Raw genomic sequence first — 22,898 nt, 5'->3', positions numbered from 1 at the left:
CTCCCATCCTGTCGAAAGTGAATATCGTGAGCCGTCCCAACGCCGTCATTGAAGTCTCCGAAGGTCTCAAGCGTCCGGTCACCATCGGCGGCGGTCGCCGCATCGTCTTCATCGCCGGCCCCTGCCAGCTGGAAAGCCGCCAGCACGCGCTGGAAATGGCCAATGCGTTGAAGGAGATCGGCGAGCGTCTTGACGTCGGCATCATCTACAAGACCAGCTTTGACAAGGCCAACCGAACCTCGGCCAACGCCGCCCGGGGCCTGGGCCTGGCCGACTCCCTGCCCATCTTTGCCGAGATTCGCGAGAGCGTCGGCCTGCCGGTCCTGACCGACGTGCACTCCGAGGCCCAGTGCACCGAGGCCGCCCAGGCCGTCGACGTCATCCAGATCCCGGCCTTCCTGTGCCGCCAGACCGACCTGCTGCTGGCGGCAGCCGCCACCGGCAAGGTGATCAACATCAAGAAGGGCCAGTTCCTCGCCCCCTGGGACATGAAGAATGTCATTGCCAAGGTCACCGGCGCCGGCAATCCGAACGTCATGGCCTGCGAGCGCGGCGCCAGCTTCGGCTACAACACCCTGGTCTCGGACATGCGGGCGCTGCCGACGCTGCGCGAGATCGGCTGTCCGGTGGTGTTCGACGCCACCCACAGCGTCCAGCAGCCGGGCGGGCAGGGCACCTCCTCGGGCGGCCAGCGTGAGTTCGTGCCGGTGCTGGGCCGGGCCGCCGTCTCGGTCGGCGTGGATGCGGTCTTCATGGAAACCCACCAGGACCCGGACAACGCGCCGTCCGACGGCCCGAACATGGTGCCGCTCGACCAATTCGAGGCGCTGGCCGGTCAGCTGATCGCCTTTGACGATCTGGTCATCGCCCAGGGTATCAAGCGCGCGGCCTGAACCGGCCCACGACTGGACGTGCCCGGCCCTCTGGGATAGCTCCAACGCATGAACCTCGCCGGTCTTCAAAGCCTGCTCGCCCGGGCGCCGTCCCTGACCCTCGCCTGCGTCGGTGACCTGATGCTGGACCGGTTCGTCTATGGCGAGGTCAGCCGGATCTCGCCCGAGGCCCCCGTGCCCGTGCTGCGCACCCACCGTTCGGTGTCCATGCCGGGCGGCGTGGGCAATGTCGCCCGCAACCTGGCCTCGCTGGGCACCCGCGTCACCCTGGGCTCGGTCGCAGGACAGGACCCCGAGGGACGGGCGCTGGCGGAGCTTCTGGCGGCCGAGCCGGGCCTGACCGATGCGGTCCACTACACCGATGCCGCCCGCACCGTGGTCAAGACCCGCTATGTCGCCGCAGGCCAACAACTGCTCCGCCTCGACGAGGAAGAGGCCCTCGCCACCGACTATCGCGGCGAAGGGGTGTTCGACGGCGCCGACGCCATCCTGATCTCCGACTATGCCAAGGGCGTGGTCAGCGACGCCCTGGTCGCCGCAGTTCTCGCCCATGCCGGCAAGTCCGGCGTGCCGGTGATCGTCGACCCCAAGGGCCGCGACTTCGCCCGCTATGGCGCCGTCGACCTGATCAAGCCCAATGCCGCCGAACTGGCCGGGGCCACCGGTCTGCCGACCGACAGCGATGCCGAGGTCGAACGCGCGCTTTCGGCCCTGCTGGACCAGACGACGGCCAGGGCTGTGGTGGTGACCCGCGCCGGCAAGGGCATGTCGCTGCTGCGGCGCGGCGGGGCGGTTCAGCACATCCCCGCGCGGGCCCGTGAGGTGTTCGATGTGTCGGGTGCCGGCGACACGGGCCTGGCGGCGCTCGGCCTCGCCCTGGCTGCCGGGCATGACCTGCCGGATGCAGCCGCCTTTGCCATTCTGGCGTCCGGCGTGGTCGTCGGCAAAAGCGGCACCGCCACCGTCACGCCCGCCGAACTGCTCGAGGCCGAGCTCACGGGCGCCATGGACATCGACCACGGCCGGATCGTGCCGGTCGAGACCCTGGTCGATCAGGTCGAACTGTGGAAGGCGGCGGGGCTCAAGGTCGGCTTCACCAACGGCTGTTTCGACATCCTGCACCGCGGCCATGTCGCCTATCTGGCCCAGGCCCGCGCCTGGTGCGACCGGCTGGTGGTGGCCCTCAATACCGACGCCTCGGTGCGCCGCCTGAAGGGCGACGGCCGGCCCGTCAACGATCTGGACAGCCGGGCGGCAGTCATCGGGGGCCTGGCCAGCGTGGATCGGGTGACGTCCTTCGATACGGAAACCCCGCTGGACCTGATCAAGGCCCTGCGCCCCGATGTGCTGATCAAGGGCGCGGACTATACCCGTGACACCGTCGTCGGCGCGGCCGAGGTCGAATCCTGGGGCGGCGAGGTCCGGCTGGCGGAATTCTCGCCCGGTCACTCGACCACGGCGACCATTCAGAAACTGGCAAAGGGCGAGGGCCAATGACGCGCGGCATGATCGTGGTCACCGGCGGCGCCGGCTTCATCGGCTCCAACATCGTCGCCCGGCTGTGTGCCGCGGATCGTCACGATGTGGTCGTCTGTGACCGTCTTGAAGGGGCCGACCTCGGCAAGTGGAAGAATCTGGCCAAACATCCGGTCGCCGACTTCTGGTGGCCGGAGCAGATGTTCGAAAAGCTGGAAGCCAACGCCGACCGCATCGAGGCGGTCATCCACATGGGCGCCATCTCCTCGACGACCGAGCCGGACGCCGACCTGATCCTCCGGACCAATTTCGCCCTTTCGCGGGACCTGTGGGACTGGTGCTGCGGGCACGATGTGCAACTTGTCTATGCCTCGTCCGCGGCCACCTATGGCGACGGTCACGAGGGCTTTGACGATGAGGACGACTTTGCTTCGCTGCAAAAGCTTCGTCCGCTAAATGCCTATGGCTATTCGAAATATCTGTTCGACCTCTATGCCCGGCAGCAGGCGGAACGCGGTCGTGCGCCCAATCAGTGGGCGGGCCTGAAATTCTTCAACGTCTATGGCCCGAACGAGTATCACAAGGGCGGGATGAAGTCGGTCGTGGCCCAGATCTGGCCCAAGGTCCAGGCGGGCGAGCCTGTCCAGCTGTTCCGATCGCATCATCCGAATTTCACGGACGGCGGTCAGCTGCGCGACTTCGTCCACGTCGATGATGTGGTCGATGTGATCGACTGGCTGCTGGGCAAGCCGCAGGTCTCGGGCATCTTCAACGCCGGCTCTGGACAGGCCCGGTCGTTTGCCGATCTGGCCCGCGCGACGTTCGCTGCTGCCGGCAAGGAGCCGCAAATCACCTATATCGACATGCCCGAGGTGATCCGCGACCGCTATCAGTACTTCACCCAGGCGCGCATGGACCGGGTCCGTGCTCTGGGCTTCGACGGCCAGTCGACACCGCTGGAAGAGGGCGTGCGCCGCTACGTCCAGTCGTATCTGGCGACAGAAGACCCGTATCGATGAAGTCCCGGGCGGCCAGTCTCAGGACCCTGATCGGCTATGCCGGCTTTGCCCTGGTGTTTCTGATCGTTGCCGCGGCAGCCGTCTGGCGCGGAGACATCCTGCAGGCCGGCATGGACCCCGAGGTGCCGTTCCAGACCTATGATCCGCCCCCGGCCCCGGACTATCAGGAGACCTCGGCCTGGGCCATGCAGGACGCGGGGATCAGGGGCTCGGGCCCTGCGGCCGTCTTCTTCATCCACTCGACCACCTACGACGGCGGTGAGGAATGGAACGGCCCGATCGGCGACCCCGATGCCGATGCCTATCTGTTCCGTGTGGTCATCCCGAACTACGCCGGGCCCTTTGCCCGTTCCGGCCGGCTCAGCATTCCCCGCTATCGTCAGGGCAGCCTCTACACCCGCCTGACCCTGCGTGATGATGCGCGCGAAGCCCGCGCCTTTGCCTGGCGGGACATCGAGGCGGCGTTCGAGGTCTTCCTGGCCCGCCACCCGACCGGCCCGATCGTGATCGCCGGGGTAGAGCAGGGCGGCGAGCTGGCCGACCGGCTGGTGCGCGAGCGGATCATCGGCGACCCCGCCCTGCGCCGCCGGATCGTTGCCGTCTATGCCATCGACACCATCCTTGCCGTCGACCCGGCCACGCCGTCCCTGCCGCCCTGCAGCACACGCGACCAGACGGCCTGTCTCGTGGCCTACTCCCCGGTCACCGACGACAACGACGGCGCCGCCCGCCGCCGGCTTCGTCGCGCCCTCGTCTGGGATGGACGCGGGCGTCTGGTGGATCTGGGCGACCGGGCGGCCCTCTGCGTCAACCCGGTCACCGGTTCGACGGATGCGGTCGAGGTTCCGGCCCGGGTGCATCTGGGCGCCACCAATGCCACCGGACTGGAATGGGGCGCACGCCCGGCCCTGATCGCCCGCTCGGTCGCCACGGCCTGCAAGGATGGCCTGCTGCGTCACACCCAGCCGGAGATGGAATCCTTCCGCGAAACCGGCAGCTGGTCGGATCGCAGAAAATCGCGTCCGTACAATCTGTTCTATAGCGATATTGAACACGATGTTCAGGAGCGCCTGGCCGTCTGGACCGCCCGCTACGCGCCGGATACGCTGGCCGATCAGTCGCCGGACGGTCGTCCCGAGCGCCAGTCGAACAGCGCCTCCAGCACCTGAACCGCGCGTCCACGGTCTGACGTCAGACCCGGGTCGCGCCCCAGGATCAGCCGCGCATCGTCCGCCGCTGCCCGGATCAGCCCCGCATGCGCCATGGGATCGGCGAAGCGATAGGCCGGAAAGCCGCTCTGCTTCAGTCCCAGCGGATCCCCGCCGCCGCGAATACGGAAGTCCGCCTCGGCGATCTCGAACCCGTCCTCGGTCCGGCGCAGGATATCCAGCCGCTCGACCGCCGTCTTGCCCAGCCCGGTCTCTGACTGGCCGTACAGCAGGGTGCAAGCGCTGGGCTTGTCCGACCGGCCGATCCGCCCGCGCAGCTGGTGCAGCTGCGCCAGGCCGAAGCGTTCGGCATGTTCAATCACCATCAGGGTGGCGTTCGGCACATCCACGCCCACCTCGACCACGGTCGTCGCCACCAGCAAGGGCACATGCCCGTCCAGAAAGGACTGCATGACCGTCTCGCGCTCGGGCCCGGGCATCCGCCCGTGCACCAGCCCCACCGGCCGCCCCATCAGCTTGCCCAGATCGCGCGCCCGGTCCTCGGCGGCGGCCAGGTCGATGTGCTCGGACTCCTCGATCAGCGGACAGATCCAGTAGGCCTGCGCCCCGCCCTCGATCGCCGCCTTCAGACGGACCGCGACCTCCTTCAGCCGGTCCAGCGGCAAAACGGCCGTCTTGATCGGGCGACGCCCGGGCGGCTTCTCATCCAGCCGCGACACATCCAGCTCGCCATATTGCGTCAGTTCCAGCGTCCGGGGGATGGGGGTGGCCGACATGGTCAGCAGGTGCACAGCGCCATCCGCCCCGCCCTTGTCCAGCAGCCGCTGGCGCTCGCGGACCCCGAATCGGTGCTGCTCGTCGATGACCGCCAGTCCCAGCCGATGGAACTGCACACTGTCCTGGAACAGGGCGTGGGTGCCGATCACCAGCGGCAGGCGACCGCTCGCCAGCCCTTCCAGCACCGGCCGCCGCACACTGGCCGGATCGCGACCGGTCAGCAGGGCGCAGGCCACGCCGGCCTCGGCAAACAGGGGGGCCAGACGCTCATGGTGCTGGCCTGCCAGAATGTCCGTGGGCGCCATCAGGGCCGCCTGAAAGCCGCTGTCGATGGCATCCGCCAGCACCAGCGCCGCCACTGCCGTCTTGCCCGAGCCGACATCGCCTTGCAGCAGCCGCGCCATCTGCTCCCCCTGGGTCAGATCCCGGCGGATGTCCGCGACCGCCCGCTGCTGGGCCCCGGTCAGGGTGAAGGGCAGGGCGGTCAGCAACCGTTCGGCCGCCGCGCCGGGGGCCAGCCGGGGGGCCCGCACCGCCTGCCGGTTCCGCCGCCGCCGGGCCAGCGCCAACTGATGCGCCAGCAGTTCGTCGAACGCCAGCCGGGCCCGGGCCGGGGCCTGCGGGTCCAGATCGCTCTCGCTCTCGGGCGCGTGCAGGGCCTTCATCGCATCCGGCCATGACGGCCAGTTCTGTTTGGCCAGCCAGGCCGCGTCCTGCCATTCGGCCAGGTCCGGCAGCGACTCCATCGCCGTCATCACCAGTTTGCGCACCTGCCGCGAGGTGATCCCCTGGGTGGCCGGATAGACCGGCTCGACCGGCACGATCTCGTCCCGCTTGTCGACAGAGAGCACATAATCCGGGTGAGCGATCTGGACCAGGTCATTGAATGTCTCGACCTTGCCGCTGACGATCCGCCGCTCGCCGTCGGGACATTGCTTGCGGATCCAGGCCTCCGACCCGCCGAACCAGACGAGGGTCAGAAAGCCGGTCTCGTCATGGGCCCGCAGCTTGAACGGCAGGCCCGGCCGCCCCGGCTTGGTCAGCCCGCCGATGATCAGGTCAAAGATGCCGATCTCGCCCGCGACCGCCGTCTGTACGGTCATTTCGCGTCGCCGGATCAGGCCGGTGGGGGCCAGAAACATCAGGTCGCGCACCAGCGGCCCGGCCAGCCGGTGCACAGCCGGGGCCATGCGCGGGCCGACGCCCTTCAGGCTTTCGACCGCGACGAACAGGGGAAACAGAATCTCGGGCCGCATGATGCGTCACGATAGCCGGACAGGACGGGTGGCGAAATGGACCCGCGACCGCTATCTGACACGGCTCCATTCCTTTTGACCGGGCAAGACTTCTTGTGGCCGAAGACATCGCACGTGCCGAAATGACCACCCGGCTGAACCGCATCCGCTTCCGCGCCTGGCGTCGGGGCTTTCGCGAGGCCGACATGATTCTCGGGCCGTTCTCGGAACAGGTCGCGCCGCACCTGGACGAAGCCGACCTCGCCCTGTTCGAGGCCCTGCTGGATGAGGACGACCACACCCTCTACGGCTGGATCAAGGGCTCGACGCCCACCCCGCCCGAATGGGAAGGCCCGCTGATGGACCGCATCCGCCGGTTCGTGACCGAGTCCGTCTCGTCCGAGGTGGCGCGGGGCATCGGATAATGGCGGATCCCATCACGCTGAGCGGCGCGCCCGAGGGTCTGGACGCCCTGCGCGTCTCCGAACGGTTGGCCGCGGGCGGTACCGCCCTGTTCATCGCCCGTGACGCCTCGCGCGCCGCCCAGTTCATCGACGCCGTCGGCTTCTTCGCCGAGGGCATTGAGGTCGTCTCCTATCCGGCCTGGGACTGTCTGCCCTATGACCGGCTCAGCCCCTCGTCGTCGGTTTCGGCCCAACGGATGGCGACGCTCAGTCGTCTGGCTGGCGGCAAGGCCCCCGACACACCCCTGCTGATCGTGGCCACGGTGGGTGCCGCCCTGCAGCGCACCCCGCCGCGTGAGATCACCGCCAGCGCGGGCTTCGAGACCCACGTCGGACGCGAGCTCGATACCGCCGCGCTCGAGACCTATTTCGCCACCAACGGCTATGTCCGCGCCTCCACCGTGTCCGAGCGCGGCGAATATGCCGTGCGGGGCGGGGTGATCGACGTCTTCCCGCCGGGCTTTGACGAGCCTGTGCGCCTCGACATGTTCGGCCAGGAGCTGGAATCGATCCGCACCTTCGACCCGGCCACCCAGCGCTCGACCGGCCAGAGGGCGGCCGTGCAACTGGCCCCGGTGTCCGAGGCCCTGCTGAATCCCGAAGCCATCTCGCGCTTTCGCACCGGCTATCTCAACCGCTTCGGCACGGCGGGCGATGACCCCCTGTATGCCGCCGTCAGCGAGGGCGCGCGCCGGCAGGGACTGGAGCATTGGCTGCCGCTGCTCTACCCGCACCTCGAGACCCTGTTCGACTATCTGCCCGCCGACGCCACGGTCTGGCTGGACAGCCAGGCCGACAAGGCCCGGTCCGAGCGCTGGGAGCTGACCGTCGATGCCTTCGAGGCCCGGCGCGAGGCCGCCCAGGCTGCTCCCGGTCGCAGCGTCCAGAGCGGCCGCGCCTTGCCGCCCGAGGCCCTCTATCTGTCGCCCGAGGACTGGACCCGCGCGCTCGCCTCGCGTCCCGTCATCCAGCTCAGCCCGCTCTCGGGGCCGGGCGAGGATGCCGGCGGCCGTCTGGGCCGGTCGTTCGCCGCCGAGCGCGCCCAGGACAGTGTCAATCTGTTCGAGGCCGTCGCGGCCTATGCCAAGGCCCGGCGTGCCGACGGCCGCAAGGTGCTGTTTGCCTCCTGGAGCGAGGGCTCGTCCGAGCGTCTGGCCTCGATGCTGGCCGATCACGGGCTGGAGCCGGTCGTGCCGGTCCGCGACTGGGCCGATGTGCAGGCCGCGACCGACACCCTCTACCTGCGCGCGGTCCTGCCGGTCGAAACCGGCTTCGAGACCGACGATCTGGTCGTCATCACCGAGACCGACATCCTCGGCGACCGGCTGGCGCGCCCCCGCAAGAAGCGCCGCGCCTCCAACTTCCTCGCCGAGGCCTCGGCCCTGACCACCGGCGATCTTGTGGTCCACCTCGACCACGGCATAGGCCGCTATGAGGGGCTGCGCACCCTCGACATCCAGGAGGCCCCCCACGACTGTCTGGAGCTGGCCTATGCGGGCGACTCCAAACTGTATCTGCCGGTCGAGAACATCGACCTGCTGACCCGCTACGGCGCAGAGGGCGACGGGGTGCAGCTGGACCGGTTGGGCGGTGCGGGCTGGCAGGGGCGCAAGGCCAAGGCAAAGGTCCGCCTGCGCGAAATGGCCGAGGGCCTGATCGCGCTCGCCGCCAAACGGGCCCTGCGCGAAAGCGACGTCATCGTCCCGCCGCAGGGACTGTTCGACGAATTCTGCGCCCGCTTCCCCTATGAGGAGACGGACGACCAGTTGAACGCCATCGGCGATGTCCTGTCGGATCTGGCCAAGGGCACGCCCATGGACCGGCTGATCTGCGGCGACGTCGGCTTCGGCAAGACCGAGGTGGCGCTTCGGGCCGCCTTCGTCGTCGCCATGACCGGCCAGCAGGTGGCCATCGTCTGTCCGACCACGCTTCTGGCGCGTCAGCACTTCAAGACCTTCAGCGAGCGGTTCGCCGGCTGGCCGATCACCGTCCGTCACCTGTCGCGTATGGTCACGGCCAAGGATGCCAACGAGACCCGCGCGGGCCTCAAGGACGGCAGTTTCGAGATCGTGGTCGGCACCCATGCCGTCCTTTCCGAACAGGTCGGCTTCAAGGACCTCGGCCTCGTGATCGTCGATGAGGAGCAGCATTTCGGCGTCAAGCACAAGGAGAAGCTCAAGAGCCTGCGCGCCGATGTCCACCTGCTGACCCTGACCGCCACGCCCATCCCGCGCACCCTGCAGATGGCCCTGTCGGGCATCCGCGAAATGTCGATCATTGCCACCCCGCCGGTCGACCGTCTGGCGGTCCGCACCTATGTCGCGCCCTGGGACCCCGTCATGGTGCGCGAGGCCCTGCTGCGCGAGAAATACCGCGGCGGTCAGGCCTATTACGTCGCCCCGCGCCTCGCCGACCTGCCCGACATCGAACAGTTCCTGCGCGAACAGGTGCCCGAGGTGAAGGCCGTTGTCGGCCACGGCCAGATGTCACCGACCCAGCTGGAAGCGGTGATGAGCGCCTTCTATGAGGGCGAATATGACGTCCTGCTGTCGACCACCATCGTCGAGAGCGGGCTGGACATTCCAACCGCCAACACCCTGATCGTGCACCGCGCCGACATGTTCGGCCTGGCGCAGCTGCACCAGATCCGGGGCCGGATCGGCCGGTCCAAGGCGCGCGCCTTTGCCTATCTGACAACCGATCCCAAACGCCCGCTCAGCCTCTCGGCCGAACGGCGGCTGCAGGTGCTGCAGTCGCTCGACAATCTGGGCGCCGGCTTCCAGCTGGCCAGCCACGACCTCGACCAGCGGGGCGGGGGCAATCTGCTGGGCGACGAACAGTCGGGCCACATCCGCGAGGTCGGTGTCGAACTGTATCAGCAGATGCTGGAAGACGCCGTGGCCGAGATGCGCGAGCAGGGCGGCGATCTGCGCGACCGGGACTGGTCCCCGACCATCAATGTCGGCGCTGCGGTCCTGATTCCCGAGTCTTACGTCCCAGACCTGAACCTGCGTCTCAGCCTGTATCGCCGTCTGTCGGACGCCGAGCGGGGCGAGGACCGCGAGGCCCTGGCCGCCGAACTGATTGACCGGTTCGGGCCGCTGCCGGACGAAGCCCGTCAGCTGCTGCGCATCGTCGGCATCAAGTCGTCCTGCCGAAAGGCCCAGATCGAACGCATCGACATGGGCCCCAAGGGCGCGGTCCTGACCCTGCGCAACAACGCCTTCCCCAACCCCTTGGGGCTGGTCGGCCTGATCCAGAAGAATGCGGGCGTGTGGAAACTGCGCCCGGATCAGAAGATCGTCGTCATGGGCGAATGGGCGAACCCGGAAGAGCGCCTCAAGGCCGCGGAGCGGATCACCGATTCACTCGCTACCGTGGCGTCGCTCGACAGCTAGGCCTCAGCTCGCGACGCGGGTATCGGTCGCCAGGGTCGAAGAGGCCCGTTCCAGCGTCCGCGCGGGGGCCTCCCCGGCCTGCTGCTCGGCCACGCCAAGCTCAAAGTCGACCACGAAGGGCGAGCGCCCGGGGCCTGCCTCAAACGCGGTACAGCCGATCACGGCCACGATCCGCTGGGCGGCGATCCGGGCCTGGGCCTCGGTCGTGCCGGGCAGGGCCAGGGCGAAGACCTCGCTGGACAGGCGCGCGGCCGTATCCTCGGTGCGGATCAGGCGCGAGACCATGGTGCCGATCTGGGGCAGGGCGCGGGCCAGCCAGCCGTCGCGGCGGGCCTCCTCGACCGGCTCGGTCATGGTCACCTTCAGCACGCATAGCGACAGGGGCCGCCGCCGCTCACGCGACGCCTCGCTGACCCGTCCCAGATGCTGGGCGAACAGATCGCGGGTGAACAGGCCGGTGTCCGGGTCGGTCAGGCCTGAGCCCCGAACGGATTCCAATGCGCGCCGCACCCCGGTCTGGCGCCGGTGAAAGCGCGCCATGGCCATCAGCCGCCGGGCCGTCTCCCGCTCATCCGTGTCCGCGGCGGCGACATCCGCAAAGCCGCGCCCGAACAGATCCGAGGCATCCATCTGCGCCCCGTCGTTTAGGTAAAGCATCACCGGAATGTGATAGAGCCTTGTATTTCTTTTCATGCCCGACGCAATCGACAGGGCCGGGGCATGGTCCTCGGCCCCCCACAGGACGGCCGCGTCGAACGGGCTTTCGTGCAGATAATCAAAGGCGGTGTAGGGCGTCGGGGCGGCCACTACCTCCGCGCCATCCTCGGCCAGGGCGTTCGAAAGCGCCAGGAACCGGCGATCCGGCTTGCCCGCCGCCAGCACCCGCACGGGCGTCAGATCGCTCAGCGGCAGATCGATGGCCTGGCCCTGCTGGCGGAAGGTGTCGATCCGCAGGTTCAGCTCTTCCTCGGCCAGGGCTGCCCGGACCAGTTGCTCCAGCCGGATGCGCAGCTGCACCGGATGGGCCGGGGCGGTCATGGCCAGGTCGACGGTCGTCGATTCCTCGGGCGTCGGCGCGCGTCCCATCAGCGCGATGACCGGCAGGTATCGCGGCGAGGCCAGACCCTTCAGCCGCGCGGCCACCGGCGCCACATCGGCGTCGGCTTCACCGGCCACCAGAATCGCGGCCTCGATCGGGAAATCCTCCAGCACAATCGCCCCGGCCTCGTGCGAGGTGGCGCTGATCGTGGTCCACCCTTCGGAATCAAGCTGTCGGCACAGGGCCTCGCCCTCAGCCTCATCGCCGGTAACGACCAGAATACGCGGATCGAAATCCAAGACGATTCGCCCCTTTCAGCCCGGAATCACTGATCCGGAGCCCAGCCCGATGGTGCGGGACCATAGACAGCCGCCCGGCGCCCCCGCAACCGGTTCCATACCCGCTTCACGCAAGAGGGTTTGCAAAGTCACAAAAAAGTCTAGTTTCGCGCCGGGTTGTGGCGAGGATGATTTTGACCTTTGACTCTCTCCGGGGCCGGATCGGCTTCTGGCTGAAGCTGTCCGGGCGCGCGTTTGCCCGCAGCTGGGGCCGCGACGTCATGCTCTATACGGGCGGGGTGTCCTTCTTTGCCCTGCTGGCGGTGTTCCCCGCGATCGCCATCCTGATCGGTCTCTACAAGGTCGGCCTGTCGATCAGCGAAGTCAGCGCCCAGGCCACGGCGCTCGCCGACGTCATGCCGGCCGCCGCGCGCAGCATCTTCCTGGAAGAGATCGGCCGCCTGACCAATGCCTCGGCCCGCACCGTCTCGACCCAGAGCGCCTTCGCCCTGATCATTGGTGCCTATGCCGCGCACAGGGGATTCAAGGCCTTGCTGGCCGGCCTTAACCTCATTCATGACGAGGCCGAGCCGCATGGCTTCCTGAAGTTCAACCTGCTGGCCTTCTTCGTCGCCCTGTTCGCATTCGGCCTGTTCACCGTGGTGTCCGGTGCCGTCGTCACGGCCCGGCTGATGTCCCACGCCGACGCGGCCGGCACGGTCGAGAGTGGCGGCGGCTATATGCCGCTGGACGTGCTGCTGCCCGCAGTCGGGCTGTCGTTCGGCCTGACCCTGCTTTACCGCTATGCCATGTCGCACAAGTCCCGGGTCGCCTGGCGCCCGGCGCTGACGGGCGGCGTGATGGCCACCGTCCTGTCGATGATCTCCTCCTGGCTGTGCGCCATCTATGTCGAGCAGATCGCTGTTCTGGGCGCGACCTATGGCTCGGTCGGCGCGGTCGTGGTTCTGCTGATCTGGCTGTCGTGGAACGTCAACGCCATCTTCTACGGCGGGGCCTTCGCTACGGAGATGGAGATGGTCGCCCGCGCCCGCGACGAGGCCCTGATCGTCGAGGCTGAGGAGGCCCTGATGCAGACCCCCAAGGTCGTCAGCCTGACGGCGCGGCGCCAGTCTCGACGGTAAGGCTCAGCACGCCGTCGGCGTCCTCGATCCCGATCAGCCGGTGGGGGCCGTCGCCCAGCAGGTGGGGCACATCGATCCGTGCCATCGGATCGGTCGCCATCAGCACGATCGTCTCACCCGGCCCCGCCGTCTCCAGCGCGCGCGCCAGCCTCAGGCTCGGCACCGGACACCGGTGACCGCGGGCATCCACCACGACCGGGGCAGGGCTCACGCCAGCCCTTCCAGCAGCAGTTGCAGCGCCTGTTCGGTGGCCGCCAGCCGGATCGCCTGACGGTCCTCCTCGCCGAAGCGGCGTTCCAGGTGGCGCACGCCGTCGGCCGTCGCAAGTCCGAAATGGACCAGCCCCACGGGCTTCTCCGTTGACCCGCCACCCGGCCCGGCGATGCCGGTGATCGAGACCGCCAGATCGACGCCCGCCCGGGCCCGGGCTCCGGCCGCCATGGCTTCCGCCACGGGCTGCGACACCGCGCCATACGCCTCGATCAGCGCCACCGGCACATCCAGCATCCGCGTCTTGGCCGCATTGGAATAGGTGACCGCCCCCTGTTCCAGCACCGCCGAGGATCCCGCCACAGAGGTGATCAGGGCCGCGACCAGACCGCCCGTGCAGCTCTCGGCCGTGGCCAGCATCCACCGGCGCGCCTGCGCGCGCGCCACGACCGTCTCGGCCAGGGTGATCAGATCGGGAGCGAACATGGGCTATCGGCCTTCGCGAGTCAGCCTTACGGTGGGCCACAGGGTGCCGCGCCGCGCCCCGCCTGTCGATGGGAGCCCGCATGAGCCAGACCAGCGTGACCGACGGGGTCGAGCCGCTCGGCGTCCGCCTGACCCCGCTGATCTTCGGTCTGGCGATCTTTACCTCGGCCATGCTGGTCTTTTCGGTCCAGCCGATGATCACCAAATTGGTGCTTCCGGTGCTGGGGGGCTCTCCCTCGGTCTGGAACACGGCCATGGTCTTCTTCCAGACGGGCCTGCTGGCGGGCTATGCCTATGCCCACCTGCTGCAGAAGGTCGCCTCGCTGCGTCTGCAGGTCGGCATCCATCTGGTCCTGCTGCTGATCGCGGCCATCTTCCTGCCCCTCCGGGTCAATGGCCTGCTGGGCGATCCGGACCCCGCGGCGCCCATCGGCTGGCTGCTGGTGACCCTGGCGATCTCGGTCGGCCTGCCGTTCGCCATCCTGTCGGCGACCGCGCCCCTGCTGCAGGCCTGGTACGCGCGGGTCCGCGTGGGGCATGCCGACGGCCAGAACCCCTATGTCCTCTATGCCGCGTCCAACCTCGGCAGCTTCCTCGCCCTGCTGGCCTATCCCGTCCTGATCGAGCCGCTCAGCTCCCTGTCGGGCCAGCGCTGGGGCTGGAGTGTGGGCTATGGCCTCTTTGTGCTGATGATCGTCGCGCTGGGCCTGACCGTCTGGCGCGCCCGGGCCCTGACCCGGTCAGACCCGCCGCGACTGGCCAGCACCACGCCCATCGACTGGCGTGAGCGCGGCATCTGGGTGCTGCTGGCCGCGGCCCCGTCCAGCCTGATGCTTGGGGTTACTGCTCACCTGACGACCGATGTCGCCTCCGCCCCCTTCCTGTGGATCCTGCCGCTGGCCCTCTATCTGCTGACCTTCGTCATCGCCTTCCAGAGCCGGCCGTGGATCCCCCTGCCGATCACCCTGATCGTCCAGTCGGCCCTGCTGGCCGTGACCGTCAGCATGGTCGCCTTCCGCAGCTCCAGCTGGATGCTGATCCTGGTCGTCCACCTGACGACCTTCTTCTTCACCGCCCTGTTGTGTCACCAGCTGCTGGCAGGCCGTCGGCCTCCCCCTGACCGGTTGACCGAATTCTATCTGCTGCTGTCGGTGGGCGGCATGCTGGGCGGGGTGTTCAACGCCCTGATCGCCCCCGTCATCTTCAACATGGTGTGGGAGTACCCGCTGGTGCTGGTGGCCGTCGGCCTGGCCCGGCCCCGGGGTGGCCCGTTCACCCTGCGCCACGGCTATTTCCTGCTGGCCGCCGCCTTCCTGGCCGTCATGCCGCACATCCTCATGGAGGTGATCCGCCAGAATGAGTCTCTCTGGCCCTACTTCCAGAACTTCAGCACCCTGCAGATGGCGTCGATCATCCTCGGCGGCGCGGCCATCTGCGCCTTTCTGGTGCGGGACAAGGCGCTGGTGTTCACCGGCGTCCTCGTGATGATCGCCCTGTCGGCCCAGCATGTGGCGCGCGGCTATGACTGGAGCCTGACCGAGCGCAGCTTCTTCGGTATCATGCGCGTGGCCCAGATCGAGGACCCCGGCATGGGCGGTCCGGTGCATGTGCTGATGCATGGCACCACCCTGCACGGGGCCCAGGCGCGCCACCCCGACCATGCCTGCGATCCAACCATGTACTATGCCCAGTCGACCCCGATCGGTCAGGCGACCTGGGTGGTCCAGTCGCGTTCGCCCGGGGTCCGTATGGGTGTGGTCGGGCTCGGAGCCGGAGCCATGGCCGCCTACAAGCGGCCTGGCGACACCCTGACCTTCTTCGAGATCGACCCCATGGTCGACCGCATGGCGCGTGATCCCCGCTGGTTCACCTTCATCTCCGACTGCGCCGCCGGTCCGGTCCAGACGGTGCTCGGGGATGCCCGCCTGACCCTGGCGCAACAGCCGGACGCCGCCTTCGACCTGCTGGTCATCGACGCCTTCTCGTCCGACGTGGTGCCGACGCACCTTCTGACCGTCGAGGCCCTGTCCGACTATCTGCGGCTGGTCGGGCCGACCGGCGTGGTGGTCCTGCACCTGTCGAACCGCAACCTCGACATCACCTTGCCGACGGTCGCCGCCGCGCGTCAGCTGGGCGCCGCCGAGCGCCACCGCATCTTCTATGAGCGCGCCGATCAGCCCGACATGGCCGAGGCCTCGACCGAGGTCCTGATCATGTCGCCGACCGAGGCAGGTCTGGCCGACTTCGTGTCCGATCCGGGCTGGCGGGTGATCGCCGACACCAGGGTGCGGCCCTGGACTGACGACTACGTCAATCTGTGGGGCGCGCTGGTCCGCGCCAACTTCTAGCGCGAGGCGGGCAGGGTGAGGGTGGCCACCGCCTGGGCGGCCAGACCTTCACCGCGCCCCGTAAAGCCCAGTTGTTCGGTCGTGGTCGCCTTGACGCTGACGGCCTCCAGCGGAATGCCGCACAGGGCAGCCAGCCGCTCCCGCATCGCTTGACGGTGCGGTTTGATCTTCGGCTCCTCGCAGATCAGGGTCACATCGACATTGACCAGTTGCCCGCCGCGCGCTGCCAGTCGTTTGACGGCGTGCACCAGAAACCGGTCGCTTGATGCCCCCTTCCACTGCGGGTCGGAGGGCGGAAAATGGTCGCCGATGTCGCCGTCTCCCATGGCCCCGAGGACGGCATCGGTCAGGGCGTGCAGGCCCGCATCGGCGTCCGAATGGCCGATCAGGGTCCGGTCGTGCGGGATCTCGACCCCGCACAGCCACACCGACGTCCCCGGGCCCCAGCGGTGCACATCAAACCCCTGTCCGACGCGCGTCACGGACGGCGGAGTCAAACCGGCAGCGAGCGCCTCGGCCATGATGAAATCCTCGGGATAGGTCAGTTTGAACAGGCGGGGATCGCCGGCGACCAGCACAACCCGGCCACCCGCCGCACGCACGGCCTCGGCCTCATCGGTCGGCGGCGTCTCGCCTTGCCAGTCGGTCAGGGCCGCCCGAACCGTGGCCAGCCGGAAGGCCTGCGGCGTCTGGGCCCGGAACAGGCCGTCCCGATCCACGCTGTCGCCCAGCCCGGCCGCGTCGCCGCGCCGCAAGCTGTCGACGGCGGGCAGGGCAGGGACCGCCCCGTCCGCCTCGCTCAAGGCATCCATCAGCCGGTCAATCACCGCCCGCCCCAGAAACGGCCGCGCCGCATCATGGATCAGCACAGGCGTGTCCGCCCGCGCGGTGTCGCCCGCCTCGAGCGCGTCCAGCCCGCGCATAACGGATTCAGCCCGGGTCGCTCCGCCCTCGACCGCCCGCCAGCCGGTCAGGCCCGCCAGTGCGTCCGACACATCCGCCAGACGATGGGGGCCCACCACGACCACCACATCCCCGGCCCCGGCCTCCAGCAGCGCGCGCACCGACCAGCGCAGCACCGGCACGCCCGCCAGCGCCACCCAGGGCTTTTCCACACCGGCGCGAGAGCCCGAGCCCGCCGCCACAACAATCGCCTGAAATCTCATTCAGGTCTTCTAGGCAGTGCACGCGCCCTTGACGAGAGGGGGCCGGGGCGAAGATAGGGGCCGATGGCTTCCTCCCTGACCATCGGCGATGTGACCGTGCCCGGCCGGGTGCTGATGGCCCCCATGACGGGCATCACCGACCTGCCGTTCCGGCGCGTGGCCTCGCGTCTGGGCGCGCCCTATGTCGCCACGGAAATGGTCGCCTCGGCCGAGCTGGCCCGCGGCCGTCCCGATGTCGTGCGCCGCGCGGCGGTGGGCGAGGGCCTGCCCCTGACCGTGATCCAGCTGGTCGGCCGCGATCCCGAGGCCATGGCCGAGGGGGCACGCATGGCCGAACGCGCGGGCGCCGACCTGATCGACCTCAATTTCGGCTGCCCGGCCAAGGAGGTCACCGGCTCGGCCTCCGGTTCGGCCCTGATGCGTGTGCCTGATCTGGCCTGCCGCATCATGGAGGCGGTCGTCGGGGCTGTCAGCCGCCCGGTCACGGTCAAGATGCGTCTGGGCTGGGACGACACCGACCGCAATGCCGCCGCCCTGGCGCGTCGCGCCGAACAGATCGGCGTCCAGGCCGTCACCGTCCACGGTCGAACCCGGAAGCAGTTCTATACCGGCAAGGCCGACTGGCAGGCGGTGGGCGAGGTCAAGGACGCCGTCTCCATCCCTGTCGTGGTCAACGGCGATGTGCTGACGCTACAGGATGCCCGCGATGCCCTGGAACAATCGGGCGCCGATGCCCTGATGCTCGGGCGCGGTGTCTATGGCCGGCCCTGGCTGGCGGCCCGGCTCGAGGCCGGGCTGAACGGCGATACCGGCCCTGACGCCCCCGAACGCGCCGACCGTCTGGCCCTGGTCATCGACCATATGCAGGCCTCGCTGGACTTCTACGGCTATCCGCTGGGGCTCAAGATGTTCCGCAAACACCTCGGCTGGTACATCGAACAGGCCCCCTGGCCGGCCGACCCTGCCGACCGTCGCGCCGCCAAGTCCCGCCTGTGCCGCATGGATGATCCCGAGGCGGTGGCCCGGGCCCTGTCGGAGCTTTGGCAGGCCTAGTGCCGCATATTCGCAACTAACCTGTTGATCATCGGCCACAGGTGTCGGATGGTGCCGGACGCATGACCGGCCCTGTGACAGCAGATGAAATGCCTGGACGCCGGCCGCTGGATGCGGCGATCGGCGCGCTGCGGGCCGGTATCTCGACCCCGGCCGGGCGTCCCGTGTTCGGTGTGGCCTATGCCGTCGCCTTTCTGATCACCATCGCTGCCATCTGGCTAGTGGCCGTGGCGCCCGAGGCCGGGGGCGAAAGCGGGGCCCGGGCTGCGGCCAGCCGGGCTGTCCTCTACATCCTTCTGGGCAATCTGGTCCTGATCCTGACGCTCGCGGCGGGTGTCGGTATCCAGGTGCTGGATCTGGTCCGTAATCGCAAACAGGCCGGGGCGCGCCTGCACCTGCGGTTCGTCACCCTGTTCTCGCTGGTGGCCGTGGTGCCCGCCATTCTGATCGCCCTGGTGTTCGGGGTTCTGGTCAACCGGGGCGTGGACCAGTGGTTCAGCGTCAACGTCAGCGCGGCGGTCGAGAATGGGGCCGACATCGGCCGGGCCTATGTCCGCGATGTCAGTCTCGAGCTCGAGTCCGATCTGGCGACCATGGCCAATGAGCTGACGGCCCCCGAGGCCCGCGCCGACTTCCAGAACAGTCGCATCCGCTTTTCGGGCCTGTTGGCCCAGACGGCCGACATCTTCGGCTATCCGGCCCTTTATATCCTCGATGGAGAGGGGCGGGTGCTGGCCAGCGGCGAACTGCCCGGCGCCCCCCTCTATGTCGGACCGCCCCGCAGCGATCTTGAGATGGCGGCCCAGGGCGAAATCGCGCCCAGTGGCGTCACCGAAAATCCCGACACCATCCGCACCCTCTACCCCTTGTCCGGCTACGGCGACGCCTACCTCTATGCCGTGCGTCCGCTGCAGCCCGGGCTGATCTCGCAGATGCGCAACAGCGAGCAGTCGATCCAGGCCTATCGCGAGGCCCAGGAAAGCCGCGCCAGCATCCAGACCGCCTTTGCCCTCAGCTATCTGGAAACGGCCCTGCTGGTTCTTGTCGGCGCGGTCTGGCTGGGCATGTCGGCTGCCAGCGCCATTTCCGTGCCGATCGGGCGTCTGGCCCAGGCCGCGGATCAGGTCGCAGGCGGCGACCTCTCGGCCCGTGTGCAGGTCGATAAGGAGCCGCACGAAATCGCGGCCTTGTCGAATGCGTTCAATCGGATGACCGGTGATCTTCAAGCTCAGCAGGAGGCCCTAAAGGCCGCCAGTGAGGATGCCCAGGGCCGAAGTCGCTTCATCGAAACCGTGCTGTCCGGCGTCAGCGCGGGGGTCATCGGTCTGGATCGCAAGGGGCGGGTCTCGGCCATAAACGCCAGCGCTGTCGAGCTGCTGGGCCTGCCCGATGCCGACCTGACCGGGCGCGAGCTGGCGGCCTTTTCGCCCGAGCTCAGCGAACTGCTCAAGCGGGCCGAGGCCCACATCGAGGAGGACATCGACGTCACCCGTGACGGGGAGACCCGTCGCCTCCGCGTGCGCATCGAGGGCGGCCTGGGCGGCGAAATGGTGCTGACCTTCGATGACATCACCCGGCTGGTCACCGCCCAGCGCAATGCCGCCTGGCGCGACGTCGCCCGCCGCATCGCCCATGAGATCAAGAACCCCCTGACCCCGATCCAGCTGTCGGCCGAGCGCCTGCGCCGCAAATATCGCTCGCAGGTCGTCGATGATGTCGAGGTCTTTGATCGCTGCACCGAGACCATCATCCGCCAGGTCGGCGACATCGGCCGCATGGTCGATGAGTTCTCGTCCTTTGCCCGCATGCCGGCCCCGCGGTTTGCCCCGGAGAACCCCGCCGAACTGCTGCGTCAGGCGGTGTTCGCCCAGCGTGTCGCGGTTCCGGACGCCGATATCGACCTGCAGCGCGGCCTGCCCAAGGCGCAGCTTCAATGCGACGGCCGCATGGTCGGCCAGGCCCTGACCAACATCCTCAAGAACGCCGGGGAATCGGTGCAGGCCCGCCGCGCCATGACCGGCGAGACGGGCGGCGGCACCGCCATCCTCGCCTGGCTGGACCTCGAGCCGAACAGCGTCACCTTCGTCATCGAGGACGACGGCGTCGGCCTGCCCGAAAAGGACCGGGACCGCCTGACCGAGCCCTATGTCACCACGCGCGACAAGGGCACCGGTCTGGGCCTCGCCATTGTCCGCCGTATCTGTGAGGACCACGGCGGCGAGCTGAAACTGGCCGATGCCGAAACGCTGAGGGGGGCCCGGGTCTGTCTGGTCTTCCCGCTCAAGGCGCCCTCCCGGACCGGGACCGTGCCTGCCCCCCCTTCATCCTCCACCATCCCCGCGGCTGAATAGAGAGAGCTCATGAAAAGCAACGGAGCGGACATTCTGGTCGTCGACGACGAGGCCGACATTCGTGAACTGGTCGCCGGCCTCCTCGAAGACGAGGGGCATGCGATCCGCACCGCCTCCAACTCCGACGAGGCCCTGGCCGCCATTCGCGCGCGGAAGCCTTCGCTGGCCCTGCTGGACATCTGGATGCAGGGGGGCGGCATCGACGGGCTGGAACTGCTCGACATCATCCGCACCATCGACCCCGACCTGCCGGTCGTGATGATCTCGGGCCACGGCAATATCGAAACGGCCGTCAGCGCCCTGCAGCGCGGCGCCTATGACTTCATCGAAAAGCCGTTCAAGTCCGACCGGCTGGTGGTGGTCATCCAGCGCGCGCTCGAGGCCGCCTCGCTCAAGCGCGAGAACCGTCAGCTGCGCGCCCAGGCCATGACGCCGACCGGCATCATCGGAAAGTCCGCCGCCGCCGCCGCCCTGCGCAGCACGATTTCCAAGGTCGCCCCCGCCAACAGCCGCGTCCTGATTTCCGGCCCGCCGGGATCCGGCAAGGAACTGGTGGCCCGCCAGATCCACGAGGCCAGCCCGCGCGGCCGGTCCGAGTTTGTGGCCATCGCCGCCGCCGGAATGACGCCCGAGCGCCTCGACCTCGAACTGTTCGGGGAGGAGGGCGTCGACGGCCGTCCCAGCAAGATCGGCGTGTTCGAACGCGCCCACAACGGCACCCTCTACCTCGACGAGGTGGCCGACATGCCCCGCGAAAGCCAGAGCCGCATCCTGCGCGTGCTGGTCGAGCAGCGCTTCCGCCGGGTGGGCGGTGAGCAGGACGTCCAGGTCGATGTCCGCGTCATCACCTCTTCCTCGCGCGACCTCAAGCAGGAGATCGACGAGGGCCGCTTCCGCGAGGACCTGTTCCACCGCCTCGCCGTCGTGCCGATCCGCGTTCCGCCGCTGTCGGAACGGCGCGAGGACATCGCCGAAATGATCGAATATTTCACCGAGACCATCTGCGTCTCCCAGGGCCTGCCGCGTCGCCGCATTGGCGATGACGCCGTCGCGGTCATGCAGGTCAATCCCTGGCCCGGCAATGTCCGGCAACTGCGGAATAACATTGAGCGCCTGCTGATCCTCGCAACCGGTGATCCGTCCGAACCGATCTCGGCCGACATGCTTCCCCAGGACGGCCCCTCGGACAACGCCACCCTGTCGATGGGCAATGAGCGCATCATCGCCCTGCCGCTGCGCGAGGCGCGCGAGGTGTTCGAGCGCGAATATCTGGCCGCCCAGATCATGCGCTTCGGCGGCAATATCTCGCGCACGGCGGGCTTCATCGGCATGGAGCGCTCGGCCCTGCACCGCAAGCTCAAGTCACTCGGCGTCTCCCCCGCGCGTGGCGGCGACGACGATATGGAGGCGAGCGACGCCTGATGTCCCGCATCGCCTACGTCAACGGCCAGTACCAGCCCCACACGGGGGCGGTCGTCCATATCGAGGATCGCGGCTTCCAGTTCGCGGACGGCGTCTATGAGGTCTGGTCGGTCTTCGACGGCCGCCTGGCCGATTTCGACGGCCATATGACCCGCCTTCAGCGCAGCCTCGGCGAACTTCGCATTCGCATGCCGATGTCGCCTCAGGCCCTGACCATCGTTCTCAAGGAAACCATCCGCCGCAATCGCGTCGACGACGGCATCGTCTATCTGCAGATCACGCGCGGCACGGCCCGCCGCGACCATCCGTTCCCGTCCGCAGACACCCCGCCCAGCGTCATCGTCACCTCACGCCGGGTCGATCAGGCCAAGGCCGAGGCCACAGCCAAAAAGGGCGTCGCCGTCGTCACCCGGCCCGACCTGCGCTGGGGCCGCTGTGACATCAAGACCGTCGGTCTGCTGCCCAATGTGCTGGCCAAACAGGCCGCGCGCGAGGTCGGCGCCTATGAATGCTGGCTGGTCGACGAGCTGGGTCTGGTCACCGAGGGCACCTCGACCAATGCCTGGATCATCGATGCCGAGGGCGTCCTGCGTACCCGCGACACCCAGGCCAACATCCTGCGCGGCTGCACCCGTTCCACCCTGATGCAGATCATCAGGGAAGAGGGCATTCCGTTCGAGGAACGCGCCTTCACCGTCGAGGAGGCCAAGGCCGCGCAAGAGGCCTTCTTCACCGCCGCCGGGGCCTTCGTCCTGCCCGCCGTGTCGATTGACGGCGTGAAGATCGGCACCGGCAAGCCCGGCCCCGTCACCCGCCGCCTCCGCGAAGCCTACCTCGACGCCGCCCGCGATGGCGCGGTCTAGCCGTCCTGCGGTTGCCGTTGGCCGTCGGCGTGATTAAGGTCGCCCCGTCGCGCACATCGCGGCTCCGGCAGCCTCCCCGTGCCGGACAACAAGCAAGAACAGGATCAAC

General features: G+C 68.5%; 17 protein-coding genes. 12 read left to right on the top strand and 5 right to left on the bottom strand.

Annotation, left to right across the window (positions count from 1 at the left end; translation table 11 throughout):
* Positions 1-26: 26 nt before the first annotated feature.
* The 4 genes from kdsA to V7672_RS05425 are packed head-to-tail and all read left to right on the top strand — an operon-like array spanning position 27 to position 4,557.
* Positions 27-893, top strand: coding sequence for a 3-deoxy-8-phosphooctulonate synthase (gene kdsA / locus V7672_RS05440; RefSeq protein WP_442888913.1), 867 nt, complete (start codon positions 27-29; stop codon positions 891-893).
* Between the two features lie 48 nt (positions 894-941).
* Positions 942-2,390 (top strand): D-glycero-beta-D-manno-heptose 1-phosphate adenylyltransferase, encoded by a 1,449-nt coding sequence (rfaE2, locus tag V7672_RS05435; RefSeq protein WP_335623581.1) that lies wholly within the window; start codon positions 942-944, stop codon positions 2,388-2,390.
* 8 nt (positions 2,391-2,398) lie between these two features.
* On the top strand, positions 2,399-3,388 hold the full coding sequence (gene rfaD, locus V7672_RS05430; RefSeq protein WP_335623580.1) for an ADP-glyceromanno-heptose 6-epimerase: 990 nt from the start codon (positions 2,399-2,401) through the stop codon (positions 3,386-3,388).
* The gene (locus tag V7672_RS05425; RefSeq protein WP_335623579.1) at positions 3,385-4,557 is read left to right on the top strand and encodes a DUF3089 domain-containing protein; all 1,173 of its coding nucleotides are present in this window, start codon (positions 3,385-3,387) and stop codon (positions 4,555-4,557) included. The genes rfaD and V7672_RS05425 overlap by 4 nt, the downstream gene beginning before the upstream one ends.
* Here the strand turns inward: V7672_RS05425 and recG are convergent.
* Positions 4,503-6,590 carry an ATP-dependent DNA helicase RecG gene (gene recG, locus V7672_RS05420; RefSeq protein WP_335623578.1) on the bottom strand — a complete coding sequence of 696 codons (2,088 nt, stop codon included), beginning with the start codon at positions 6,588-6,590 and terminating at the stop codon, positions 4,503-4,505. The two genes, V7672_RS05425 and recG, sit on opposite strands and share 55 nt — an antisense overlap.
* A gap of 95 nt (positions 6,591-6,685) precedes the next feature.
* Between recG and V7672_RS05415 the strand changes: the two genes are divergently transcribed.
* Positions 6,686-6,994, top strand: coding sequence for an FAD assembly factor SdhE (locus V7672_RS05415; protein WP_335623577.1), 309 nt, complete (start codon positions 6,686-6,688; stop codon positions 6,992-6,994).
* A complete protein-coding gene (gene mfd, locus V7672_RS05410) occupies positions 6,994-10,431 on the top strand; it encodes a transcription-repair coupling factor (protein WP_335623576.1) in 3,438 nt (1,145 codons plus the stop codon). Before V7672_RS05415 ends, mfd begins: the two co-directional genes overlap by 1 nt.
* Before the next feature lie 3 nt (positions 10,432-10,434).
* On the opposite strand, the gene V7672_RS05405 is transcribed toward mfd, so the two are convergent.
* Positions 10,435-11,769 carry a diguanylate cyclase domain-containing protein gene (locus V7672_RS05405; RefSeq protein WP_335623575.1) on the bottom strand — a complete coding sequence of 445 codons (1,335 nt, stop codon included), beginning with the start codon at positions 11,767-11,769 and terminating at the stop codon, positions 10,435-10,437.
* A gap of 173 nt (positions 11,770-11,942) precedes the next feature.
* Here V7672_RS05405 and V7672_RS05400 point away from each other — a divergent pair, with 173 nt between their 5' ends.
* On the top strand, positions 11,943-12,890 hold the full coding sequence (locus V7672_RS05400; RefSeq protein ID WP_335623574.1) for a YihY/virulence factor BrkB family protein: 948 nt from the start codon (positions 11,943-11,945) through the stop codon (positions 12,888-12,890).
* Here the strand turns inward: V7672_RS05400 and V7672_RS05395 are convergent.
* Positions 12,856-13,101 (bottom strand): sulfurtransferase TusA family protein, encoded by a 246-nt coding sequence (locus tag V7672_RS05395; RefSeq protein ID WP_335623573.1) that lies wholly within the window; start codon positions 13,099-13,101, stop codon positions 12,856-12,858. The genes V7672_RS05400 and V7672_RS05395 overlap by 35 nt on opposite strands.
* On the bottom strand, positions 13,098-13,586 hold the full coding sequence (locus tag V7672_RS05390; RefSeq protein WP_335623572.1) for a CinA family protein: 489 nt from the start codon (positions 13,584-13,586) through the stop codon (positions 13,098-13,100). Before V7672_RS05390 ends, V7672_RS05395 begins: the two co-directional genes overlap by 4 nt.
* A gap of 80 nt (positions 13,587-13,666) precedes the next feature.
* Between V7672_RS05390 and V7672_RS05385 the strand changes: the two genes are divergently transcribed.
* Positions 13,667-15,934, top strand: a complete 2,268-nt coding sequence (locus V7672_RS05385) for a spermidine synthase (protein WP_335623571.1) — start codon at positions 13,667-13,669, stop codon at positions 15,932-15,934.
* On the opposite strand, the gene V7672_RS05380 is transcribed toward V7672_RS05385, so the two are convergent.
* Entirely contained in the window at positions 15,931-17,100 is a 1,170-nt protein-coding gene (locus V7672_RS05380) for a bifunctional 2-C-methyl-D-erythritol 4-phosphate cytidylyltransferase/2-C-methyl-D-erythritol 2,4-cyclodiphosphate synthase (protein ID WP_335623570.1), read from the bottom strand. The two genes, V7672_RS05385 and V7672_RS05380, sit on opposite strands and share 4 nt — an antisense overlap.
* Before the next feature lie 63 nt (positions 17,101-17,163).
* Here V7672_RS05380 and dusB point away from each other — a divergent pair, with 63 nt between their 5' ends.
* From dusB to V7672_RS05360, 4 genes are all read left to right on the top strand, one after another.
* Positions 17,164-18,153, top strand: coding sequence for a tRNA dihydrouridine synthase DusB (gene dusB, locus V7672_RS05375; protein ID WP_335623569.1), 990 nt, complete (start codon positions 17,164-17,166; stop codon positions 18,151-18,153).
* Positions 18,154-18,242: 89 nt separating this feature from the next.
* Complete coding sequence (locus tag V7672_RS05370; RefSeq protein ID WP_335623568.1) at positions 18,243-20,504, top strand: sensor histidine kinase NtrY-like; 2,262 nt, start codon at positions 18,243-18,245, stop codon at positions 20,502-20,504.
* 9 nt (positions 20,505-20,513) lie between these two features.
* Positions 20,514-21,926 carry a nitrogen assimilation response regulator NtrX gene (gene ntrX / locus V7672_RS05365; protein ID WP_335623567.1) on the top strand — a complete coding sequence of 471 codons (1,413 nt, stop codon included), beginning with the start codon at positions 20,514-20,516 and terminating at the stop codon, positions 21,924-21,926.
* Positions 21,926-22,789, top strand: a complete 864-nt coding sequence (locus V7672_RS05360) for a D-amino-acid transaminase (RefSeq protein WP_335623566.1) — start codon at positions 21,926-21,928, stop codon at positions 22,787-22,789. The genes ntrX and V7672_RS05360 overlap by 1 nt, the downstream gene beginning before the upstream one ends.
* Positions 22,790-22,898 lie beyond the last annotated feature (109 nt).

The organism is Brevundimonas sp. (assembly GCF_036963785.1).
GTDB lineage: Bacteria > Pseudomonadota > Alphaproteobacteria > Caulobacterales > Caulobacteraceae > Brevundimonas.
The sequence above is the reverse complement of the archived record's forward strand: the minus strand, read 5'-3'. Positions and strand labels throughout refer to the sequence as shown.

Coding starts and splice junctions, on each gene's coding strand:
- recG (WP_335623578.1), bottom strand. CDS start 6,590: ATGCGGCCCGAGATTCTGTTTCCCCTGTTCGTCGCGGTCGAAAGCCTG.
- mfd (WP_335623576.1), top strand. CDS start 6,994: ATGGCGGATCCCATCACGCTGAGCGGCGCGCCCGAGGGTCTGGACGCC.
- V7672_RS05390 (WP_335623572.1), bottom strand. CDS start 13,586: ATGTTCGCTCCCGATCTGATCACCCTGGCCGAGACGGTCGTGGCGCGC.
- rfaE2 (WP_335623581.1), top strand. CDS start 942: ATGAACCTCGCCGGTCTTCAAAGCCTGCTCGCCCGGGCGCCGTCCCTG.
- V7672_RS05425 (WP_335623579.1), top strand. CDS start 3,385: ATGAAGTCCCGGGCGGCCAGTCTCAGGACCCTGATCGGCTATGCCGGC.
- V7672_RS05385 (WP_335623571.1), top strand. CDS start 13,667: ATGAGCCAGACCAGCGTGACCGACGGGGTCGAGCCGCTCGGCGTCCGC.
- V7672_RS05370 (WP_335623568.1), top strand. CDS start 18,243: ATGCCTGGACGCCGGCCGCTGGATGCGGCGATCGGCGCGCTGCGGGCC.
- V7672_RS05360 (WP_335623566.1), top strand. CDS start 21,926: ATGTCCCGCATCGCCTACGTCAACGGCCAGTACCAGCCCCACACGGGG.
- rfaD (WP_335623580.1), top strand. CDS start 2,399: ATGATCGTGGTCACCGGCGGCGCCGGCTTCATCGGCTCCAACATCGTC.
- V7672_RS05380 (WP_335623570.1), bottom strand. CDS start 17,100: ATGAGATTTCAGGCGATTGTTGTGGCGGCGGGCTCGGGCTCTCGCGCC.
- ntrX (WP_335623567.1), top strand. CDS start 20,514: ATGAAAAGCAACGGAGCGGACATTCTGGTCGTCGACGACGAGGCCGAC.
- dusB (WP_335623569.1), top strand. CDS start 17,164: ATGGCTTCCTCCCTGACCATCGGCGATGTGACCGTGCCCGGCCGGGTG.